Consider the following 19,140-nt stretch of genomic DNA (forward strand, 5'->3'; position numbering starts at 1 on the left):
CGGGCCAGGCACTGCACCGGGGAGGTCAGCCGGAGCAGCTCCGCGACGGCCGCCGGCAGCCGGGCCGGGGCGTCGAGCAGGGTGCGGCGCTGGCCCGGTCCGCCTCCGGCACCCCGAGATAGCGGCCGACGACGAAGCTCGGCAGCGGCTTGAACAGCTCCGCGACGATGTCGCAGCCGCCGTACATCTCCCACGGGGCGCGCCAGCTCTCCGCGGAGCACGGGGCGAACCCGGCGGGGGAGCGGGCCACAAGAGTCAAGGGAGACGGCGACCGGCCCCCGCTGATCAGCAGGGGCCAGCTGTCCGGGGGCTTCCGCGGAGATCAGGCAGAGAGCTCCCCGCCCTTGACGACGGTGACGAACGAGGACCAGGCGGCCGTGCCGAAGCGGAGCGCGGGGCCGTGCGGGTCCTTGCTGTCGCGGACGGGGACGGTGCCCGCGGTGGTGTGGGCGGGGGCCCATTCGATGCAGCCGCCGCCGTCACCGTTGCTGTAGCTCGACTTGACCCACTCCGCACGGGCGAGGTCGGGGGAGGTGCTCATGTCGGTAGTGCCTCCATGACGGACCGGATGAACGCCGCCGAATCACGCGGCGACAGGGCGCACGCCCTGAGCCGATCGTAGGCCCGCCGACGGTGCCTGACGGTCTCCGGATCCTCTAGCAACGTCCCACTCGCGTAGCCCTCATCCCAGGCGACCTGGGTCCCGTCTTCGAGGGTGAACAACGACAGCGAGCCCCCGGCCAGGGCATGTCCCCCGTGCGCGAATGGGAGAACCTGCAAGGTGGTCGTGGGAGTCAGTGTCACCTCGATGAGACGGGCCAATTGCGCCCGCATGACGGCCGGTCCACCGAAGGACCGCCGGAGCACTGCCTCGTCAAGGATCACCGAGAGATCCGGCTGAGGGTCGGCCCGCAGATGAGCCTGCCGACTCAGACGGACCGTCCACAGCTCCTCGATCTCGTCCGGGCTCCGCCTCGGGTCGTAGGTCTGGAACAGCGCACGGGCGTACTCCTCGGTCTGGATCAGTCCTGTCACGAGCTGACCGGAGAACTCGTCGATGACCCGGGCCCGTGCCTCAAACTCCATCCGGCGCCGGTACCTGTCCGGATGGATCTCCTTGCTCGCGAGCCGATACAGCTCCTCGAAGATCCCATCCGTCCCGAAGGCCGCGTCCAGCATGGCCGGGAGCGAAGGAGGCGGCATCGCCTCGGCGGTCTCGATCCGGGACAGGTGACTGCGGCTGATCTTCACGACGTCGGACAGCCCCTCAAGGCTTATGGCGCCCCGTTCCCGATAGGCGCGCATCTTGGCGCCGAAGAGATGGCGGGCACTGCGGTCGGGCGTCAGCTCACGGGGGCGTGCTGGCACGGTGCAACTCCCTTCTCCCCAAGCGGATATGGGGACAGGAACGGCCTGGCGGGTCGATGTCATGCAGCGTAACTCTGGGAGCACACAACGTAAGAGGCCCCCGGTCGGGGCATCAGGCGAACGCACGTAGGGAGTTGACGGGCATGACGACGGCAGGTCGGTGGATGACGGCGATGGAGAAGATCAGGGACGCGGAGCAGGCGCGCGATGAACTGAACGATGCGCTCAGGGCGGCGGGGGTGTGCCTGCCCTCCTTGTCGCTCGATGCCGCCTCCTGCACCGGGCCCGTACCGCTCACGCTCATCGAGCTGGGACGCTGCAACGTGGCGACGGCCCGCGCGCTCGCCGCGGCGGTGCGGCCCGACGGGCTCGGGGCGGCGCGGTGACGAAGGCACCCAAGGCATCCAAGACGCCCAAGACGCCCAAGGCGGAGACGTGCGAGCACCGGCGGACGACGAAGCGCGACGGTAAGACCCACTGCCGCGACTGCGCGCGGCAGATCTACCTCTGACCCGGATCGGGGCGGCGCCGCCCGCCGCCCCGCGCCCCGATGTGAGGAACGCCACGCCCCCGGCCCCTGGCGGTCCCCCTGGTCATGAGCATGGATCCCGGCGTTGCACCATTGATGGGTCATCGAACGCGACGGAAGAGTGGGAAGCGAGTCAGTGGTGGACGTCCAGGGCACGGTGGAGGACGGCTACGAGCCGGTCCGGGACGCCTTCGCAGCCAACTTCGCCGAGCGCGGCGAGCGCGGCGCGGCGGTCACCGTCTACCGGGATGGCCGCAAGGTCGTGGACCTCCGGGCCGGCACCAAGGACGGCGACGCCGACCCCGACGACGCCACGGCCGCCCCCTGGGAGCCTGGCACCGCCCAGGTCGTCCGCTCCGCCACCAAGGGCATCGCCGCCACCGTCCCGCTCCTGCTGCACCAGCGCGGCCAGCTCGACCTGGACGCCCCGGTCGGCACGTACTGGCCCGAGTTCAAGGCCGCCGGCAAGGACCGCGTCCTGGTCCGCCACCTGCTCGCGCACCGCGCCGGCCTGCCGGCCCTGGACACCCCGCTCACCCCCGCCCAGGCCATCGACGGCGTCAGCGGCCCGGCCGCGGTCGCCGCCCAGGCCCCCGCCTGGACACCCGGCACCGACCACGGCTACCACGCCCAGACCTACAGCTGGCTGCTGGGCGAACTCGTGCTGCGGGTCACCGGCCGCACCCTCGGCGCCTGGGTCGCCGAGGAGATATCCCGGCCGCTCGACCTCGACCTGTGGATCGGCCTCCCGGACGAGGCCCGCCCCCGCGTCGGCCGCCTCGCGCCCGTCGAGCCGCCGCCCCGCCCCGCCTCCGCCGGCCTGCGGGTCCGCCCCAAGAGGTCGGTCGCCGACGCCTACGCCGACCCGGACTCCCTCACCAGCCGCGCCTTCGCCGCGATCTCCCCGGCCCCCGACGAGAACGACGACGCCTACCGCGCCGCCGAACTCCCCGCCTCCGCCGGCATCGCCACCGCCCCCGCGCTGGCCCGCGCCTACGCCGCACTGATCGGCCCGGTCGACGACCACCCGCGGCTCTTCGCGCCGGCCACCCTGACCCTCGCCCGCACCGAGGAGTCCGCAGGCCCCGACCGCACCCTCCTCGTCAACACCCGCTTCGGCCTGGGCTTCATGCTGCACGGCCCGGCCTCCCCGCTGCTCGGCCCCGGCTCGTTCGGCCACCCCGGCCGCGGCGGCGCGCTCGCCTTCGCCGACCCGGAGAGCGGGATCGCCTTCGGCTACGTCACCAACGGCATGCAGCGGAACGTGACCGCGGATCCGCGGGCGCAGGCGCTTGTCCGCGCCGTTGCCGCCGTTGCCGCCGTGGGCGGCTGAATCTCCCCACGTTGTCGGGTTCCCCGCCGTGCGGGTTGCGGTGTTTTCCGCCTTCGGCGGGAGGGGTGTGGGGGGCGGGGCCCCGCGTCGTGCGTGGTGGCGGGTCCGGGGGCTCCGGGGCGGGTTGTCGGACTGCTGCGCTTGACGTCCGACAACCCGCCCCTCCGCCCCCGGACCCTCCCGCAGTGGGTGGGACCCCGCCCCCGTGGGGGAGCGGGACGGAACCGGGCTCGTCGCAGAAGTGTGGGCCGGTGGGGGTGCGGGACGGAACCGGGCTCGTCGCAGAAGTGTGGGCGGTGGGTAGGTAGCGGGCCATGAGGCGATTCGAGGGATATCGGGTACTGATCACGGCGGCCGGGCGGGGCATCGGCGAGGCCACCGCCCGGCGGCTGGCCGACGAGGGCGCGCGGGTACTGCTCACCGACATCGACGGGGCGCGTGCCGAGCGGGCGGCCGACGCCCTCCGCGCGGCCGGCGGCGTCGCCGAGGCACGGGCCTGCGACGTCGGTGACCGGACCGCGGTGGAGGCGGCCGTCGCCCACGCCGTGGCGCGCTTCGGCGGCCTGGACACCCTGGTCAACAACGCCTTCGGTTGCCACCCCGACCCTCCGCTCTTCGAGGACACCCCCGACGGGGAGTGGGCCGCCGACCTCGACCTCACCCTGAGCGGCGCCATGCGCTGCGCCCGGGCCGCCCTGCCGCACCTGGCCGCCGCCGGCGGTCGCGGCTCGATCGTCAACATCGGCTCGGTCAACGGCATCCAGGACTTCGGTAACCACGCCTACAGCGCCGCCAAGGCGGGCCTGGCCAGCCTGACCCGCACGCTCTCCGGCCACGCCGCGCCCCGCGGCGTCCGCGTCAACCTGGTCGCACCGGGCACCGTCGACACCCCCAACTGGGCAGGCCGCGAGGAGCACCTTGAGCGGGCGGCTGCCGCCTACCCGCTGGGCCGGGTCGGCCGCCCCGAGGACATCGCCGCGGCCGTCGCCTATCTCGCCTCCCCCGACGCCTCCTGGGTCACCGGCATCACCCTCCCCGTCGACGGCGGCATCCTGGTCGCCAACGCCGAACTGCGCCACGCCCTGCGTGGCAGATGAGAATTCCCCCCACGGGGGCGGGGTCCCACCCACTGCGGGAGGGTCCGGGGGCGGAGGGGCGGGTTGTCGGACGTCAAGCGCAGCAGTCCGACAACCCGCCCCGGAGCCCCCGGACCCGCCACCACGCACGACGCGGGGCCCCGCCCCCCACACCCCTCCCGCCGAAGGCGGAAAACACCGCAACCCGCACGGCGGGAGACCCGACAACGTGGGAAGCGCCCGGCGCCAGCCCCACGGCGGGAGACCCGACAACGTGGGAAGCGCCGGCCGCTCCGCGGCCCTCAGCCGGCCATCATCAGGCCGATCCCCACCACCATCACCCCCGCCGCCGCCAGCCTCGGCAGGCCGAACCGCTCCTTGAAGAAGAGCGTCCCCATGGCGGCCCCGACGATGATCGACGACTCGCGGAGCGCCGCGATGGGGGCGAGCGGTGCACGGGTCTGCGCCCACAGCACCAGCCCGTAGGCGATCACCGAGAGCAGCCCGCCGGCCAGGCCGCGCAGTGCGACGGGGCGCAGCTCGGCGGCGAGCCGGCCGCGTCGGGTGGCCAGCGCGTAGGCCGGGATGACCAGCCCTTCGAGGATCATCAGCCAGGCGATGTAGCCCAGCGAGGTCTCCGAGGCGCGGACGCCCAGGCCGTCGACGGTGGTGTACGCGGCGATGGACAGGCCGGTGGCGAGCGCCGCGGCTATCGCCGGCCAGTGCGGGCGGACGCCGGAGCCCCGGATGCCCCAGACCGCCAGGCCCACCAGTCCCGCGGACGCCAGGGCCACGCCGGCCAGCGCCCAGCCGTCCGGTACCTCGTGCACGAAGACCGCGGCGAGCACGGTGACGACGAGCGGCGCGGTGCCCCGGGCGATCGGATACATCTGCCCGAAGTCGCCCAGGCGGAACGACTGCATCAGCAGCCCTTGGTAGACGATGTGCAGCACCGAGGAGGCCAGCAGGTACGGCCAGGCGCCGGCCGCCGGCAGCGGGGTGAAGCAGGCCAGGACCGCGCCGCAGACCGCGCCGCCGCCCCCGACCAGGGTGAAGGCCAGCAACTGGTCGCGTATGCCGTGGGCGAGGGCGTTCCAGCTGGCGTGGGTGACGGCGGCCAGCAGCACCGCCGCGACGACCAGCGGCGTCACGAGGTCTGCTCGCGCACGTCGACCACCCGGCCGCCGGCGTGGGCGATCAGGCTCTGCGGGTCGAGCGGGAAGACGGTGTGCGGGGTGCCGGCCGCGGCCCAGACGGTGTGGTGGGCGAGGATGCCGCGGTCGGCGAGCACGGTGGTGCGGGTGCGGTGGCCGAACGGGGGGACGCCGCCGATGGCGTAGCCGGTGGCCTCCCGGACGAGCGCGGCATCGGCCCGGCGGACCTTGGTGGCGCCCAGCTCGGCCCGGACCCGCTCCACGTCCACCCGCGAGGCGCCGTCCACCAGGACCAGCACGGGTACCTCTTCCCCCTGGCTCGACGCATCGGGGTACCCCCGTGCCGTGAAGATCAGTGACTTGACGATCTGGTCGAGGTCGCAGCCGATCGCGGCGGCGGCCTGCGCGGCGCTCGGGGTGGCTTCGGGGAACCGGCGCACCTCCACGCTCAGCCCGAGGGCGGTGAGGGCCTCGGCGAAGCGGGGGTGGGGTCGGACGGCAGGGGCGGTCTCGGTACCGGAATCGCTCATGGCCCGCACGCTAGCGAAAGCTGTACGGGCCATGCGAACGACTTCCGGCCGGTGGGCACCCGGTGTGAACGGGTGCCCGCGGGCCCTTAGTTGGCGGTCAGGATGGCGCGGACCAACGGGCCCGCGTTGGTGCCGCCGTGACCACTGGCCGGGACGACCGCGGCGGCCGCCAGGTCGTCGCGGTAGGCGGCGAACCAGGCGTTCGGCTTGTCCTGGTTGTCGACCTCGGCGGAGCCGGTCTTGGCGCCGATGTCGCCGCTGATCCCCTGCATCGCCTCGGCGGCCGTCCCGGAGGTCGCGGTCAGCTTCATCAGGGCCTTGAGGTTGGACGCGGTGTCCGGCTTCATGGTGCGGGCGGCCTTGGCGAACGTCCGGTTGTCCAGCGACGCGGCGACGATGTACGGCTGGTGGAACGAGCCGGACTGGGCGGTGGCGGCGATCGAGGCGACGTTCAGCGGGTTCATCCGGACCCCGCCCTGGCCGATCAGCGAGGCCGCCATCTGGGCGTCGTGCTGGACCGGGACGGTGCCGTCGAAGGTGGGGATGCCGGTCGCCCAGTTCAGCCCGATGCCGAAGACGTCCCGGGCCTCGTTGGTCAGGTCGTCGTCACCGAGGTCCTTGGCGTGCCCGATGAAGGCGTTGTTGCAGGACGCCGCGAAGCTCTGCGCGAAGGTGCCGTCCGGGATCTCGGACTTGTTGAGGTTCTGGAACTTCCAGCCGCCGACCGTGACGAACTTCGGGCACGGGTCCTTCTTGTCCGGCGCCGTCAGCCCCTTGTCCATCAGCATCGCGGCGGTGACGATCTTCATCGTCGAGCCGGGCGCCAGCGACCCCTGGGCGGCGAGGTTGAAGCCGTTCGCGGGGGAGTTGGCGAGCGCCAGGATCTCGCCGGTGCTGGGCTTGACGGCCGCGGCGGACGCCGACTTCTTGCCCTTGACCGCGTTCTCGGCCGCGGCCTGGAGCTTGGCGTCCAGCGTCGTGCGCAGCGTGCCGGGGGTGCCCTGGGAGAGCACCTTCAGGGTCTTGTCGGGCTGCTGCTTGTTGCTGTCGGCGGCCTTGGCGCGGTGGACGTAGAGCTCCACGCCGGGCTTGCCGTTGGTCTTGTTGCCGTACTTGGTGCGCAGGCTGTCCAGCACCGCGGCGAGCGTCGGGTGGTCCTTGGCGGTCAGCTCGACGCCGTTGCGGTCCACCGCCTTGATCGGCGGCGCCTCGGCCTCCCCGGTGCGCAGCTCGTCGCCCTTGGCCAGGCCCGGGTAGAGCGTCGACGGCTGCCAGGCGACCTGCGGCTTCCCGGTGGCCTTGGCGCGCTGGAGCGTCAACGCGCTGTCGTACGAGAACGGGGTCTTGACGGACTTGTACGCGATCTCGGTGTTGACCGTGTACGGCACCTTGGAGCCGGTCGGGGTGCCCGGCTTCAGCGTCACCTTGGAGAACTTCGCCTGCTGGGCGAAGGAGGTGAGCGCGCTGCGGGCGGCGCCCGGGTCGTCGGTCAGCGCGGCGGCCTTGTCGATGTCGCCGGACTGCCAGGCCGTCAGGAACATCTGTGTGGTGGTGTTCACCTCTTTGGCGGTCAGCGGGCCGGTGGGCACCGTGGGGCCGCCGTCGCCGGACTTGGCATCCGCCGCCCTGACCGCCTGCGGTGCCGACCCGTCCGAGCCGCCGAACAGCGTGAAACCGCCGACGACTCCGGCCACCAGGGCCACCGAACCGCCGATCAGTCCGTATTTCACCTCGCGGCGCATGCCACCGATCCCCTCCCAGGAGCTTGAGTCCTTGAGTACGCACCCAAGAACGCCCATCGCACTCTAAGGGACACGGGCAAGCGGTGAGTCTCGATCAGGGCACGGTCCGGTGACGCACTGTTCAACCATCGTCACAGGTTCGTCACGGGGGCCAGGTCGGGGCTCCGCGGCGGGTCCGCCCTAGACCCAGCTGTCGAACCACATCCGGTTGTGCCAGGCGCTCTTGGGAATGGGCAGACCCGTATACAGGGGATAGAAGTAGACGAAATTCCACACGATCAGCAGAACGAGGACACCGGCGCCGACCGCGCCGATGGTGCGGCGCCGCTCACTGGCCCGCGGTGGCCCGACGATCGCGCCGATCATCATCGCCAGCGCCAGACACAGGAACGGGACGAAGACCACCGCGTAGAAGAGGAAGATGGTCCGCTCCTGGTAGAGGAACCACGGCAGGTAGCCGGCGGCGACGCCGCAGGCGATCGCCCCGGCCCGCCAGTCCCGCCGGAACAGCCACCGCCACAGCACGTAGAGCAGCGCGAAGCAGGCCGCCCACCACAGCAGCGGGGTGCCCAGCGCCAGTACCTCGCGGGCGCAGCCCTCGGCGGCGGTGCAGCCGTCCTGTCCGGCCTTGGGGTCCTCGTAGAAGTACGAGACCGGGCGGCCCAGCACCAGCCAGCTCCACGGGTTGGACATGTAGGTGTGCGGTGTGGTCAGTCCGGTGTGGAAGGCGTAGACCTCGGTCTGGTAGTGCCACAGGCTGCGCAGCCAGTCCGGCAGCCAGGTGAAGGAGCTGTTCCGGCCCTCGGGCGAGGTGGCCCAGTCGCGGTAGTAGCCGCCCTTGGTGGCGATCCATCCGCTCCAGGACGCCAGGTAGGTGGCGAGCGCCACCACGACGGTGGAGACGAAGGCGGGCAGCGCGTCGCGCCGCAGCGCAGCCCGGAACGGGTGCCGGGCGCCGGCGGTGCGCCGCGCCCCCATGTCCCACAGCACCGACATCAGCGCGAACGCCGCCAGGAAGTACAGGCCGTTCCACTTCGTCGCCGCCGACAGGCCCAGGCACAGCCCGGCCGCGATCCGCCACGGGCGCCAGCCCAGCCGCAGTCGGCCGCCGACCTCCGCGTCGGGTCGGGCCACCCCCTCGGGGTTCGTGGGCAGGGCCGCCGCCAGCCGGGCGCGGGTGCGGTCCCGGTCCACCAGCAGGCAGCCGAAGCCGGCCAGCACCCAGAACATCACGATCAGGTCGAGCAGCGCGGTGCGGCTCATCACGAAGTGCAGGCCGTCCACCGCCAGCAGCCCGCCGGCCAGGCAGCCCAGCGCCGTCGAGCGCAGCAGCCGCCGCCCGATCCGGCAGACCAGCAGCACCGACAGGGTGCCCAGCAGCGCGGTCATGAACCGCCAGCCGAAGGGGTTCATCCCGAACGCCCACTCGCCCAGCGCGATCAGCCACTTGCCCATCGGTGGATGGACGACGTACGAGTGCTCCGGCGAGAGCAGGATCTGCGGGGGGTGGGCCAGCAGGGCGTCGTTGGCGTTCTTCGCCCAGGTGCCCTCGTAGCCGTACTGGAGCAGCGACCAGGCGTCCTTGGGGTAGTACGTCTCGTCGAATATCACCTTGCGCGGGCTGCCGAGGTTCCAGAACGTCAGCACGCCCGCGAGCAGCGTCACCAGCAGCGGCCCGAGCCAGCCCGACCAGCGCGCCAGGCGCGGTGCGAGCCGCGGGCCGGCGCCGAGCAGCGCCCACAGCCGCCCGTCCGGCTCGGGGAACGGCGCCACCAGCCGCGTCCGGACGTCGGCGCCGGGACGGGCGACGTATCCGAACCGGCGCAGTCGCCGCTGCCACACGGGGGGCCGGTCGGTCGGCTCCGGGGTGCGCAGGGTGGCCGCGTGCGTCGCGGTGGTGTCACTTCTCACCCGGCCCATCGTAGGGAAGCGGCCTGTGCGGCGGGGGTCCGCGGCGCCGGCCGGCGCCGCGCGTCACCGGCACGGGCCCGACCGGGGAGCTGCGCGGGGCTGGGAGGATGGGAGGGTGACTGGAACGCTGGTACTTGCAGGGACGCCCATCGGCGAGGTCGCGGACGCCCCGCCGCGACTCGCCGCCGAGCTGGCCGCCGCCGATGTGATCGCCGCCGAGGACACCCGGCGGCTGCGCCGGCTCACCCAGGCGCTGGAGGTGCAGCCGACCGGCCGGATCGTGTCGTACTTCGAGGGCAACGAGGCGGCCCGGACGCCCGAGTTGGCGGACGCGCTGTCCGGCGGTGCGCGGGTGCTGCTGGTCACCGACGCCGGGATGCCGTCGGTCTCCGACCCCGGCTACCGGCTGGTGGCGGCGGCCGTCGAGCGCGGCGTCAAGGTCACCGCGGTCCCCGGCCCGAGCGCGGTGCTCACCGCGCTCGCGGTGTCCGGGCTGCCGGTGGACCGGTTCTGCTTCGAGGGCTTCCTGCCCCGCAAGGCGGGGGAGCGGCTCTCCCGGCTCCGGGAGGTCGGCGGGGAGCGGCGCACCCTGGTCTACTTCGAGGCGCCGCACCGCCTGGACGACACGCTCGCCGCGATGGCCGAGGTCTTCGGCGCGGACCGCCGGGCCGCGGTCTGCCGGGAGCTGACCAAGACGTACGAGGAGGTCCGGCGGGGCGGGCTGGGCGAGTTGGCGGCATGGGCCGCCGAGGGCGTCCGCGGGGAGATCACGATCGTCGTCGAGGGGGCGCCGGAGAGCGGGCCCGCGGAGCTGGACGCCGCGGAGCTGGTGCGCCGGGTGCGGGTCCGCGAGGAGGCCGGGGAGCGTCGCAAGGAGGCGATCGCGGCGGTGGCGGCGGAGGCCGGGCTGCCCAAGCGGGAGGTCTTCGACGCGGTGGTGGCGGCGAAGAACGCCGAGCGGGGTGCCGCCGGGAAGTCGTGATCGGTCGGCCGGCCCCGGTGCGCCCCGCCGGGTCCCGCTGCGCCCTGCTGAGCGCGACCGTGCTCGGTAGAGCGTAAAAGCCCAGGCCACAGCCTTGAACCGACCCACAGGAAGGTAAATGGCCGGCATCGAAGGTAAAGCGATTCGCCCCCTTGCGGTCCGTTTTTCCTACGACCTGCCAAATCTGGGCCAATAGGTAGCAGCTCGGCTGCGCTCCGGCCGCGAAAGGCGTTCCCTGGGTACCGGGACGTCCGGTCCCCGGAGAGCTTGTCCAGCGGACAAGAGGAGCGCACATGAGCGACATCACGAAGACCACCGCCGGCATCCCCGGTGCGGCCCCTGCGAGCCCCCTCCCGCCCCGCCCCCGACCGTCCGAGCCCGCCGCCCGCGAGGCGTACGCGTTCTGCTGCATGGGCTGCGGCCACGGCTGGGAGCAGGCGTACGAGATCGAGCACCAGGTGGATGCCAAGGGCGTCACGCACGCCGTCTACTTCACGGACGGCGAGCGGGTCCCGTCCCCCCTGACCCGTCCGACGTGCCTCAACTGCGGCGGCCACGTCGTCCGCATCATGCGCTCCGGTCAGGTCTCGATGGTCTCCGACGCGATCGCGAACATGCACCAGCGCCCGCATCACCGGAAGAACTCCCACCAGGGCGCGGACGGCGACCCCGCCGCCGAGTCGGGACGGCACCACTGGCACCTCTCCGACCTGCTGCACCCCTTCCAGCACCACCGCAAGTGAGGCGTCGACCGCGGTCCTCGTAGGATCGCGGTCATGGCCAAGCAGGACAAAGACACCCCGCCGCCGCTGCCCGAACCGCTCCGGGTTCCGGTCGCGGACTCGCACACCCACCTGGACATGCAGGGGGTCACCGTCGAGGAGGCCCTGGCCACGGCCGCGTCGGTCGGCGTGACCACCCTCGTCCAGGTCGGCTGCGACCTGAACGGCTCCCGCTGGGCGGCGGACACCGCCGCCGCCCACGAGGCCGTGCACGCCACCGTCGCCCTGCACCCCAACGAGGCCCCGCGGATCGTCCTCGGCGAGCCCATCGAGGGGGCGTCGCGAAGCGACTCCGGGGAGGGTGGTGGTGGGCGACGGGCGGGCTGGTCCCGGCAGGGCGCCCGCGAGCCGGGCGGCGACGCCGCGCTGGACGCCGCCCTCGCCGAGATCGACGCGCTCGCCGCCCGCCCCGAGGTCCGCGGCGTCGGCGAGACCGGCCTGGACCGCTTCCGCACCGGCCCCGAGGGCATGGCCGCCCAGGAGCGGTCCTTCCGCGCCCACATCGAGATCGCCAAGCGGCACGGCAAGGCCCTGGTCATCCACGACCGCGAGGCCCACGACGACGTGCTGCGCATCCTGCGCGAGGAGGGCGCGCCCGACCGGGTCGTCTTCCACTGCTACTCCGGCGACGCCGCGATGGCCGAGGTCTGCGCCGCGGCCGGCTACTTCATGTCGTTCGCCGGCAACGTCACCTTCAAGAACGCCCAGCCGCTGCGCGACGCCCTCGCGATCGCCCCGCCCGAACTGCTGCTCGTCGAGACCGACGCGCCCTTCCTCACCCCCGCGCCGTACCGCGGACGGGCCAACGCGCCCTACCTCATCCCGCTCACCCTGCGGGCCATGGCCGACGTCAAGGGCATGACGGAGGACGCGCTGGCCTCGGCCGTCGCCGCCAACACCGCCCGCGCGTTCGACTACTGACGGCCGCCGCACCGCGCCCGGCGGACCCGCCCCGCCGTGGCGCGAGTTCGCCCTCGCCGCCCGCCCTCCGCTACATTCCGCGGTTGAGCGGTTACCGGACGACCCGTGGCAGGTGCAGCGTGACTCCTTCGCCCAGTGGCCACCGAGCCGGGCGCGGCCGGGGCCGCCGCCGGCGCACCCGCGAGAGGCCCGAACAACTGCGTCGGCTGGTGCCCCGGGCCCTGGTCGTCGCCTTCCTCGCCGGCGGCACCACGGCCTTCGTCGCGCACGACAAGGCCGTCAAGCTCAGCGTCGACGGCGACCCCCACACGCTGCACACCTTCGCCGACGACGTCGATGAACTCCTCGCCGACCAGAACCTCGCGATCGGCGACCACGACATCGTCGCGCCGGCCCCCGGCTCCGACCTCAGAAGCGGCGACGAGGTCGTGGTCCGCCACGGCCGGCCGGTCATGCTCACCCTCGACGGGGAGCGCCGCCAGGTGTGGACCACCGCCGACACCGTCGCCGGCGCGCTGCACCAGCTCGGCGTCCGCGCCGAGGGCGCCTACCTCTCCACCGCCCGCTCCCAGCCCATCGGCCGGCACGGCCTGGAACTGCACGTCCGCACCGAGCGCTCCCTGGTCTTCGTCGCCGACGGCCGCGAGTACCGGGTCCGCACCAACGCGGCCACCGTCCGCGAGGCCCTCGCCGAGGCCGGGCTGGCGCTGCGCGACCACGACACCACCTCGGTGCCGCCGGACAGCTTCCCCCGCGAGGACCAGACCGTCTCGGTGCTGCGGATCACCGGCACCACCGAGGTCCGCGAGGAGACCGTCCCGTTCCGCACCGTCAAGCGGCCCGACCCGCAGCTGACCGTCGGCACCGAGGCCGTGGTCCGCCCCGGCGTCCCCGGCCTGCGGCGGGTCACCTACCGCCTGGACACCGTCAACGGCGTGCGCCGCAAGCCCCGCAAGGTCGCGACCGAGACGGTCCAGGCGCCGCGCCCGCAGATCGTCCACGTCGGCACCCGGGCGCTGCCCACCTCCGTCCGCGGCGCCGACGGCCTCGCCTGGGGCGCACTGGCCGCGTGCGAGGCCGGTGGCCGGCCGGACGCGGTCGACGCCTCCGGCACCTACGGCGGGCTCTACCAGTTCGACGTCGGCACCTGGCGCCGGCTCGGCGGCAGCGGTCGCCCCCAGGACGCACCCGCCGAGGAGCAGACCTTCCGGGCCAAGAAGCTCTACGTCACCCGGGGCGCGAGCCCCTGGCCGGCCTGCGGCCGTAAGCTTCACGGGTGAGCGACCGCAAGACCACTGACGAAACCGGCCCGCTGCTGGGCCCCGCCGATGTCCGGGAACTGGCCGCAGCGCTGGGCGTACGCCCCACCAAGCAGCGCGGCCAGAACTTCGTCATCGACGCCAACACCGTCCGCCGGATCGTCCGGACCGCGGAGGTCCGCCCCGACGACGTGGTCGTCGAGGTCGGCCCCGGCCTGGGCTCGTTGACCCTGGCGCTGCTGGAGGCCGCCGACCGGGTCACCGCCGTCGAGATCGACGACGTGCTCGCCGCGGCGCTGCCCGACACCGTCGCCGCCCGGCTGCCCGAGCGCGCCGACCGCTTCACGCTGGTCCACAGCGACGCCCTGCACGTCACCGAACTCCCCGGACCGGCGCCCACCGCGCTGGTCGCCAACCTCCCGTACAACGTCGCCGTCCCGGTCCTCCTCCACATGCTGGAGCGGTTCCCGACCATCGAGCGGACCCTGGTCATGGTCCAGGCCGAGGTCGCCGACCGGCTCGCCGCCGGGCCCGGCAACAAGGTCTACGGCGTCCCGTCGGTCAAGGCCAACTGGTACGCCGAGGTCAAGCGGGCCGGCGCGATCGGCCGCAACGTCTTCTGGCCCGCGCCCAACGTCGAGTCCGGCCTGGTCTCGCTCGTCCGGCGCGCCACGCCGCTGCCGTCCCGGGTCTCCCGCGAAGAGGTCTTCGCCGTGGTCGACGCGGCCTTCGCCCAGCGCCGCAAGACCCTGCGGGCCGCCCTCGCCGGCTGGGCGGGCTCGGCCGCGGCGGCCGAGGCGGCCCTGGTCGCGGCCGGCGTCTCGCCGCAGGCCCGCGGCGAGTCGCTGACCGTCGAGTCGTTCATCGCCATCGCCGAGAACAAGGTTCCGGCCGCCGGCGCCGCCTCCGACCAGGAGCCCACCCGATGAGCCGCCCCGCCGCCCCCGGCGTCACCGTCCGGGTGCCCGCCAAGGTCAACGTCCAGCTCGCCGTCGGCGGGCGCCGCCCCGACGGCTTCCACGACCTGGCCAACGTCTTCCTGGCCGTCGGCCTGTACGACGAGGTCACCGCCACCCCCGCGGACGCCCTGACGCTCACCTGCACCGGCCCGGACGCCGACCAGGTCCCGCTGGACGACACCAACCTCGCCGCCCGCGCGGCCCGCGCGCTGGCCGCCCGCCACGGCCTGGACCCCGCCGTCCACCTGCACATCGCCAAGGACATCCCGGTCGCCGGCGGCATGGCCGGCGGCAGCGCGGACGCCGCCGGCGCCCTGCTGGCCTGCGACACCCTGTGGGGCACCGGTGCCACCCGGGACGAACTCCTCGCCATCTGCGCGGAGTTGGGCAGCGACGTGCCGTTCAGCCTGGTCGGCGGCGCGGCGCTGGGCCGCGGCCGCGGCGAACTGCTGGAGCCGCTGCCCGTCGGCGGCACCTTCCACTGGGTCTTCGCGGTCGCCGACGGCGGCCTGTCCACCCCCGCCGTCTACAAGGAGTGCGACCGCCTCCGCGACGCGACCGGCCGCGGCGCGACCACCGCCGACATCCCCGACCCCGAGCCGTCCCCCGCCCTCCTGGACGCCCTGCGCACCGGCGACGCCACCGCCCTGGCCGCGTCGATGGGCAACGACCTCCAGGCCGCCGCGGTCTCCCTCCGTCCGTCGCTGGCCGCCGCCCTCGCCGCCGGCACCGACGCCGGGGCGCTGGCCGCCCTGGTCTCCGGCTCCGGCCCGACCACCGCGTTCCTGGTGGCCGACGCCGACCGGGCCGACCACGTCGCCGCCGCCCTGCGCGCCTCGGGCACCTGCCGCACGGCCCGTGCCACGTCCGGCCCGGCCCCGGGCGCGACGGTCGTCACCAACGGCTGACCCCCAACGGCCGTCTCGGCAGAGGGCATTCAGACGTCGCCAGGCCGTCCGGGCCGTGTCCGATCCGTGTCCGTACCGTGTCCGCCGCCCGGCAACCGTTCGACACGGTGTTCGAGTCTGATCTTGCATGAAGGATTCACGAGCGGGCAGCCGGCGTCGACGCGCGACCACGGCCTGGGCGGTCGCCCTGCTGGTCGTGCTCGGCGGGGCGGTGACCTCCTGCGGCGCGGGGGGCTCCGGGCGGGCGGACAAGCCTTCCCCGGGGGTGACGCTGGCGTTCCAGGACACGCCGGGCACCTTCTACCTCCGGGCGCTCGACACGTCGGACGGCCAGCTGTCCTGGGGCGGCGGGCCCGAGCCGTACGGCGTCACCCTGGGGGCGAGCAGGCGTTCCCCGGGCCGGGAGCCGGCGAAGGCCGAGAACCTCAAGGTCACCGTCGACCTGTCCGGCACCAAGGCGGTGACGGCGTCACTCGACGCCGTGGACAGGCGCAAGGGATGCAGGTGGTCCGGTGCCCTCATCACCTGCACCCCGAAGGACGCCGAATCGGGGAAGGCCAAGGACATCGCCTCGGGCGCGCACGACGATGTCGTCGGCTTCCACTTGATTCCGAGAGACCATGCGCCGAAGGGCCCGGCCGGGTCCTTGAAGATCACCGTGAGCAGCAGCAACGCCCCCACCGTCCAGCAGACCACCCAACTGGTCATCGGGGCACCGCGCTTGACCGCACGCGACGGCTGGGACCTGTGGGACGCGGCGCCCGATCGGATGGACCCCGGCTCCGAGCTGAAGCTGAGGCCCGCCTTCGGCAACGAGGGAGAGGCCGACGTCGAAGGCGACCTCAACGTCGTGGTGGAGGTCACGGGGCAGGCGACGCTGCACAGGCAGTACAGCAACTGCCGTTACGACCGGGCCGACGCACCGAAGAAGGCGATGTGCACGATCCCCGGCCCCCTGCCGGTGGGAGCCGCGTACGAGACCGACCGGCCGTTCACGCTGGCGATCGACAGGACCGGGAGCGAGGGCCGGATCACTTCCACCGTGTACCCGGCCCCGAACACGCCGAGCCGCGACCTGCTGCCCGACTCGGCCCCGCGGGGAACCGGCGCGCCGCTCGCGTTCCACCCGACCGACGGCAGTCACTTCAAGAAGGTCGAGAGGGAACTCGCCACCGGTGAAGTGCGGTTCGCCACCACCCGCAGATACGACCGGCAGGTCAACGGGTTCGCCATCAAGGGCAGGGTGGGCCAGACCAGGGAGATCGGCGTGATGGACGCGGGGGGCTACTTCGAAGGCACCTCGTACCTGACCCTGCCGGAGGGCGTCAGCCTGATCGGGCACCAGGAGGGCGAGGCGGGCGAACTGCTCTTCTGCGAGTACACCGACGAGAAGAACCGGAAGGTCGAGTGCCCGGCACCCGACAACCCCCTCCCCGTACTGCGCGTCCGCATCGACAAACGGGTCGACGGCGCGCGGGGCACGATCTCCGTGAAACCCGACTCGGAGCACCCGGACCCGGACCTGACGAACAACACGGCCCCGATCACGATGGAGTACGTCGGCTGAGGAGGCGGTGCGGGCGCGGCGTCACGGGTAGCGCGGCAGTTTGTCCGTTGAGATCGTCCACTCGGCGATGGTGACGTCCTCGCCGTACACGAAGTCCTTGCGGGTGGCGTAGCGGGGGCCCTCGGGGGTGGAGTGGATGTCCGTGAAGACGGCGCCGGTCCCGGTGCGGGGGTCGAAGACCGCGTAGATCGGAATGCCGATCAAGGGGTAGTCGCGAACCTTGCCCACCCAGTCGTTGTCCGGGTTGGACCGAGAAACGACCTCGATGGCGGCGACGATCGTATGGGGGTCGATGGAGCCCTCGACATCGAGATCGGTCCAGGCGATCACCATCACGTCAGGGTGCCGCATGATGCCCTCGGGTGCGTCTTCCACGTCGGGGGTGCCGTTGTGAGCCAGCAACTCGTCCGGCATCAGCTTCTCCAGACGGCGGCTGACGTGTGCGGCCGTGACCTCGTGGGGCCCTCCCGGCGACATCATGTCGTGAACGATCCCTTCCTTGGTGATCTCGAATTTCCCCGGGATGACGTCGTCCATCGACTGAATGACATCTCGCATGGTCAGGTACAGGTGGGAGGCACCCTGCTGCGCGTTGTCCGGGGCGATGGTCATGGCGCGCGCTCCTCGTCGTCCGTGCCCAGGGGCAAGGGTCGTCACGTTCATGCTAGGACCTGACCCATCGGACAGGCCCTAGGGCGCTTCTGATGGATCTCCGCGGCGTCGCGGCGCCTGCCACGCACGCTCGCGGCGTTGCCGAAATGCCCCCATAGCTCCGCTATGAAGACATCCCGGCGCCTTGCGATCGCACGCACCAGGCGCCGCTCCTTCTTCCACGGAGATCCATCAGAAGCGCCCTAGGCGGCCTCCATGAGACCGGGGCGGCAGTCGCGGCAGAGTCCCGGTTGCGGCGCGCGGAAGGCGCGCTCGCAGCCGTCGCAGGTCTGGAGGGGGTCCGGGCGTGCGGGTGGCGGGGCGGCGGCCGGGAGGGGTGGCGGCAGTAACGCCGTGAGGCGGTGCGCGAGCAGGGCCGCCGGATTGCGGAGTCCGTCCGGCAGGTTGGCGCTGAGGGTGCGGCGTACGGCGTCGGGTGGCGCCTCGCGTTCGAGCCAGGCGCTCACGGCCGGGGCGAGGCGCGCCACGTCCGCCTCGGAGAGCAGCAGGCGGGGATCGTCACGCCGCAGCTCCACGAGGATGCGGTGGGCCAGGCGGGTCCCGTCCGGGCTGGGGTGACGCGGCGCGGGAAGCGGTGCACGTGCCGGTTTCGCTTGCGGTGCCGGTGCCGGTGCCGGTGCCGGTGCTGGTGCTGGTGCTGGTGCCGCTGCGGGTGCGGGTTTCGGCGTCGGCTTCGCCGCGTGTTCCCGTGTCGGCCTCGGGGCTCGTTGGGCGGGACGGGGCATGGGGTGGGGCGCTGCCCCCGGCTTGTTGTACGAGACCGTGCGCGTCACCACCCGCCCGCTCGGCAGCCGCTCCCGCGTGCGCTTCAGGTACCCGGCCGCCTCCAACTCCCGCAGCGCGGCCGCGATGCGGGCCTCGCTCTCCGGAAAGCGGGCGGCCAGGCACTTGATGCCGATGCGCGCCCCGGCGGGCAGCGACTGGATGTGCAGGGCCAGCCCGATCGCGACGAGCGTCAGTCCACGGTGCTGGGCGAGGTGGTTGCCGACCACCGTGAAGTGGCTGGTGTGACGGGAGTTGGCGTGAATGACGCCGGACGAGGGAGTCGTCGCGGGAACGCGGGACGCGGTGCGCGAAGGCGCGCTAGGGTTCTTGAGAGCCATCGGGAAGGGTCTGACTTCCTAGTTGGTTAGGCCCTCGTTCGGGATTGCCGTCCCGGCCGGGGGCCGAAGTATGTGTGCACTGGACGTGTGCGGTGGTGCACTTGACGCGGCGAGCATATGCCGGTCAACCCTCTTCAAATCCAGTCGAGTTGGCCCAAGTCACCCGTGTGGGTGGCGGGACGACGGGGAGGTCGGAGGGGTTGGGAGGGGTACTTTCCCTGAGTCTTCAAGCCTTTAAGCCTTTACGTCGTGCCGGGCCGCGACGTGGCTCGCCGGGTCGCGGGAACGCACGACCCGGTGGCACCCGAGCGAGCCACCCACATGTGCGCATTGCGGCGAATCGT

The 19,140-nt window shown here is 73.0% G+C and carries 20 protein-coding genes; 11 read left to right on the forward strand and 9 right to left on the reverse strand.

What is annotated here, in order from left to right; genetic code table 11:
- Positions 1-25: 25 nt before the first annotated feature.
- The 3 genes from SNOUR_RS43285 to SNOUR_RS23560 all read right to left on the reverse strand — a co-directional run bounded on the left by SNOUR_RS43285 (position 26) and on the right by SNOUR_RS23560 (position 1,305).
- Positions 26-250: a hypothetical protein gene (locus SNOUR_RS43285; RefSeq protein WP_067350501.1), complete on the reverse strand. Its 225-nt coding sequence runs from the start codon at positions 248-250 to the stop codon at positions 26-28.
- A gap of 72 nt (positions 251-322) precedes the next feature.
- The gene (locus tag SNOUR_RS23555; RefSeq protein WP_067350503.1) at positions 323-541 is read right to left on the reverse strand and encodes a DUF397 domain-containing protein; all 219 of its coding nucleotides are present in this window, start codon (positions 539-541) and stop codon (positions 323-325) included.
- Positions 538-1,305 carry a helix-turn-helix domain-containing protein gene (locus SNOUR_RS23560; RefSeq protein WP_376738539.1) on the reverse strand — a complete coding sequence of 256 codons (768 nt, stop codon included), beginning with the start codon at positions 1,303-1,305 and terminating at the stop codon, positions 538-540. The genes SNOUR_RS23555 and SNOUR_RS23560 overlap by 4 nt, the downstream gene beginning before the upstream one ends.
- A gap of 206 nt (positions 1,306-1,511) precedes the next feature.
- Between SNOUR_RS23560 and SNOUR_RS23565 the strand changes: the two genes are divergently transcribed.
- The 4 genes from SNOUR_RS23565 to SNOUR_RS23575 all read left to right on the forward strand — a co-directional run bounded on the left by SNOUR_RS23565 (position 1,512) and on the right by SNOUR_RS23575 (position 4,327).
- On the forward strand, positions 1,512-1,754 hold the full coding sequence (locus SNOUR_RS23565) for a hypothetical protein (RefSeq protein WP_067350516.1): 243 nt from the start codon (positions 1,512-1,514) through the stop codon (positions 1,752-1,754).
- The gene (locus tag SNOUR_RS48455; RefSeq protein ID WP_312633402.1) at positions 1,751-1,879 is read left to right on the forward strand and encodes a hypothetical protein; all 129 of its coding nucleotides are present in this window, start codon (positions 1,751-1,753) and stop codon (positions 1,877-1,879) included. The genes SNOUR_RS23565 and SNOUR_RS48455 overlap by 4 nt, the downstream gene beginning before the upstream one ends.
- A gap of 154 nt (positions 1,880-2,033) precedes the next feature.
- Positions 2,034-3,230: a serine hydrolase domain-containing protein gene (locus tag SNOUR_RS23570; protein WP_067350518.1), complete on the forward strand. Its 1,197-nt coding sequence runs from the start codon at positions 2,034-2,036 to the stop codon at positions 3,228-3,230.
- A 314-nt stretch (positions 3,231-3,544) separates the two neighbouring features.
- Entirely contained in the window at positions 3,545-4,327 is a 783-nt protein-coding gene (locus tag SNOUR_RS23575) for an SDR family NAD(P)-dependent oxidoreductase (protein ID WP_067350519.1), read from the forward strand.
- Positions 4,328-4,608: 281 nt separating this feature from the next.
- On the opposite strand, the gene SNOUR_RS23580 is transcribed toward SNOUR_RS23575, so the two are convergent.
- The 4 genes from SNOUR_RS23580 to SNOUR_RS23595 all read right to left on the reverse strand — a co-directional run bounded on the left by SNOUR_RS23580 (position 4,609) and on the right by SNOUR_RS23595 (position 9,652).
- A complete protein-coding gene (locus SNOUR_RS23580) occupies positions 4,609-5,457 on the reverse strand; it encodes an EamA family transporter (RefSeq protein ID WP_067350522.1) in 849 nt (282 codons plus the stop codon).
- Positions 5,454-5,990 (reverse strand): YbaK/EbsC family protein, encoded by a 537-nt coding sequence (locus tag SNOUR_RS23585; protein ID WP_067358677.1) that lies wholly within the window; start codon positions 5,988-5,990, stop codon positions 5,454-5,456. The genes SNOUR_RS23580 and SNOUR_RS23585 overlap by 4 nt, the downstream gene beginning before the upstream one ends.
- Positions 5,991-6,076: 86 nt before the next feature.
- Positions 6,077-7,732, reverse strand: a complete 1,656-nt coding sequence (locus SNOUR_RS23590; RefSeq protein ID WP_067350525.1) for a penicillin-binding transpeptidase domain-containing protein — start codon at positions 7,730-7,732, stop codon at positions 6,077-6,079.
- 180 nt (positions 7,733-7,912) lie between these two features.
- A complete protein-coding gene (locus SNOUR_RS23595) occupies positions 7,913-9,652 on the reverse strand; it encodes a dolichyl-phosphate-mannose--protein mannosyltransferase (RefSeq protein WP_067350527.1) in 1,740 nt (579 codons plus the stop codon).
- A gap of 106 nt (positions 9,653-9,758) precedes the next feature.
- Between SNOUR_RS23595 and rsmI the strand changes: the two genes are divergently transcribed.
- From rsmI to SNOUR_RS23630, 7 genes are all read left to right on the forward strand, one after another.
- The gene (rsmI, locus tag SNOUR_RS23600) at positions 9,759-10,625 is read left to right on the forward strand and encodes a 16S rRNA (cytidine(1402)-2'-O)-methyltransferase (RefSeq protein WP_067350529.1); all 867 of its coding nucleotides are present in this window, start codon (positions 9,759-9,761) and stop codon (positions 10,623-10,625) included.
- Positions 10,626-10,918: 293 nt separating this feature from the next.
- The gene (locus tag SNOUR_RS23605; RefSeq protein ID WP_067350530.1) at positions 10,919-11,368 is read left to right on the forward strand and encodes a hypothetical protein; all 450 of its coding nucleotides are present in this window, start codon (positions 10,919-10,921) and stop codon (positions 11,366-11,368) included.
- Between the two features lie 33 nt (positions 11,369-11,401).
- Positions 11,402-12,328: a TatD family hydrolase gene (locus tag SNOUR_RS23610; RefSeq protein ID WP_067350533.1), complete on the forward strand. Its 927-nt coding sequence runs from the start codon at positions 11,402-11,404 to the stop codon at positions 12,326-12,328.
- A 119-nt stretch (positions 12,329-12,447) separates the two neighbouring features.
- Positions 12,448-13,608: a resuscitation-promoting factor gene (locus SNOUR_RS23615; protein ID WP_067350536.1), complete on the forward strand. Its 1,161-nt coding sequence runs from the start codon at positions 12,448-12,450 to the stop codon at positions 13,606-13,608.
- A complete protein-coding gene (gene rsmA / locus SNOUR_RS23620) occupies positions 13,605-14,516 on the forward strand; it encodes a 16S rRNA (adenine(1518)-N(6)/adenine(1519)-N(6))-dimethyltransferase RsmA (RefSeq protein ID WP_067350540.1) in 912 nt (303 codons plus the stop codon). The genes SNOUR_RS23615 and rsmA overlap by 4 nt, the downstream gene beginning before the upstream one ends.
- Positions 14,513-15,454, forward strand: a complete 942-nt coding sequence (locus SNOUR_RS23625) for a 4-(cytidine 5'-diphospho)-2-C-methyl-D-erythritol kinase (RefSeq protein ID WP_067350542.1) — start codon at positions 14,513-14,515, stop codon at positions 15,452-15,454. Before rsmA ends, SNOUR_RS23625 begins: the two co-directional genes overlap by 4 nt.
- A gap of 127 nt (positions 15,455-15,581) precedes the next feature.
- Complete coding sequence (locus SNOUR_RS23630) at positions 15,582-17,021, forward strand: hypothetical protein (RefSeq protein ID WP_067350544.1); 1,440 nt, start codon at positions 15,582-15,584, stop codon at positions 17,019-17,021.
- 21 nt (positions 17,022-17,042) lie between these two features.
- Here the strand turns inward: SNOUR_RS23630 and SNOUR_RS23635 are convergent, their stop codons facing one another.
- Both SNOUR_RS23635 and SNOUR_RS23640 read right to left on the reverse strand, forming a co-directional pair.
- On the reverse strand, positions 17,043-17,633 hold the full coding sequence (locus SNOUR_RS23635; protein ID WP_067350546.1) for a Uma2 family endonuclease: 591 nt from the start codon (positions 17,631-17,633) through the stop codon (positions 17,043-17,045).
- 242 nt (positions 17,634-17,875) lie between these two features.
- Positions 17,876-18,796, reverse strand: coding sequence for a DNA-binding protein (locus tag SNOUR_RS23640; protein WP_067350549.1), 921 nt, complete (start codon positions 18,794-18,796; stop codon positions 17,876-17,878).
- Positions 18,797-19,140: the final 344 nt, after the last annotated feature.

This window comes from Streptomyces noursei ATCC 11455 (assembly GCF_001704275.1).
GTDB lineage: Bacteria > Actinomycetota > Actinomycetes > Streptomycetales > Streptomycetaceae > Streptomyces > Streptomyces noursei.

Coding starts and splice junctions, on each gene's coding strand:
- SNOUR_RS23555 (WP_067350503.1), bottom strand. CDS start 541: ATGAGCACCTCCCCCGACCTCGCCCGTGCGGAGTGGGTCAAGTCGAGC.
- SNOUR_RS23560 (WP_376738539.1), bottom strand. CDS start 1,305: ATGCGCGCCTATCGGGAACGGGGCGCCATAAGCCTTGAGGGGCTGTCC.
- SNOUR_RS23565 (WP_067350516.1), top strand. CDS start 1,512: ATGACGACGGCAGGTCGGTGGATGACGGCGATGGAGAAGATCAGGGAC.
- SNOUR_RS23575 (WP_067350519.1), top strand. CDS start 3,545: ATGAGGCGATTCGAGGGATATCGGGTACTGATCACGGCGGCCGGGCGG.
- SNOUR_RS23585 (WP_067358677.1), bottom strand. CDS start 5,990: ATGAGCGATTCCGGTACCGAGACCGCCCCTGCCGTCCGACCCCACCCC.
- SNOUR_RS23590 (WP_067350525.1), bottom strand. CDS start 7,732: ATGCGCCGCGAGGTGAAATACGGACTGATCGGCGGTTCGGTGGCCCTG.
- SNOUR_RS23595 (WP_067350527.1), bottom strand. CDS start 9,652: ATGGGCCGGGTGAGAAGTGACACCACCGCGACGCACGCGGCCACCCTG.
- SNOUR_RS23605 (WP_067350530.1), top strand. CDS start 10,919: ATGAGCGACATCACGAAGACCACCGCCGGCATCCCCGGTGCGGCCCCT.
- SNOUR_RS23610 (WP_067350533.1), top strand. CDS start 11,402: ATGGCCAAGCAGGACAAAGACACCCCGCCGCCGCTGCCCGAACCGCTC.
- SNOUR_RS23625 (WP_067350542.1), top strand. CDS start 14,513: ATGAGCCGCCCCGCCGCCCCCGGCGTCACCGTCCGGGTGCCCGCCAAG.
- SNOUR_RS23630 (WP_067350544.1), top strand. CDS start 15,582: ATGAAGGATTCACGAGCGGGCAGCCGGCGTCGACGCGCGACCACGGCC.
- SNOUR_RS23635 (WP_067350546.1), bottom strand. CDS start 17,633: ATGACCATCGCCCCGGACAACGCGCAGCAGGGTGCCTCCCACCTGTAC.
- SNOUR_RS23640 (WP_067350549.1), bottom strand. CDS start 18,796: ATGGCTCTCAAGAACCCTAGCGCGCCTTCGCGCACCGCGTCCCGCGTT.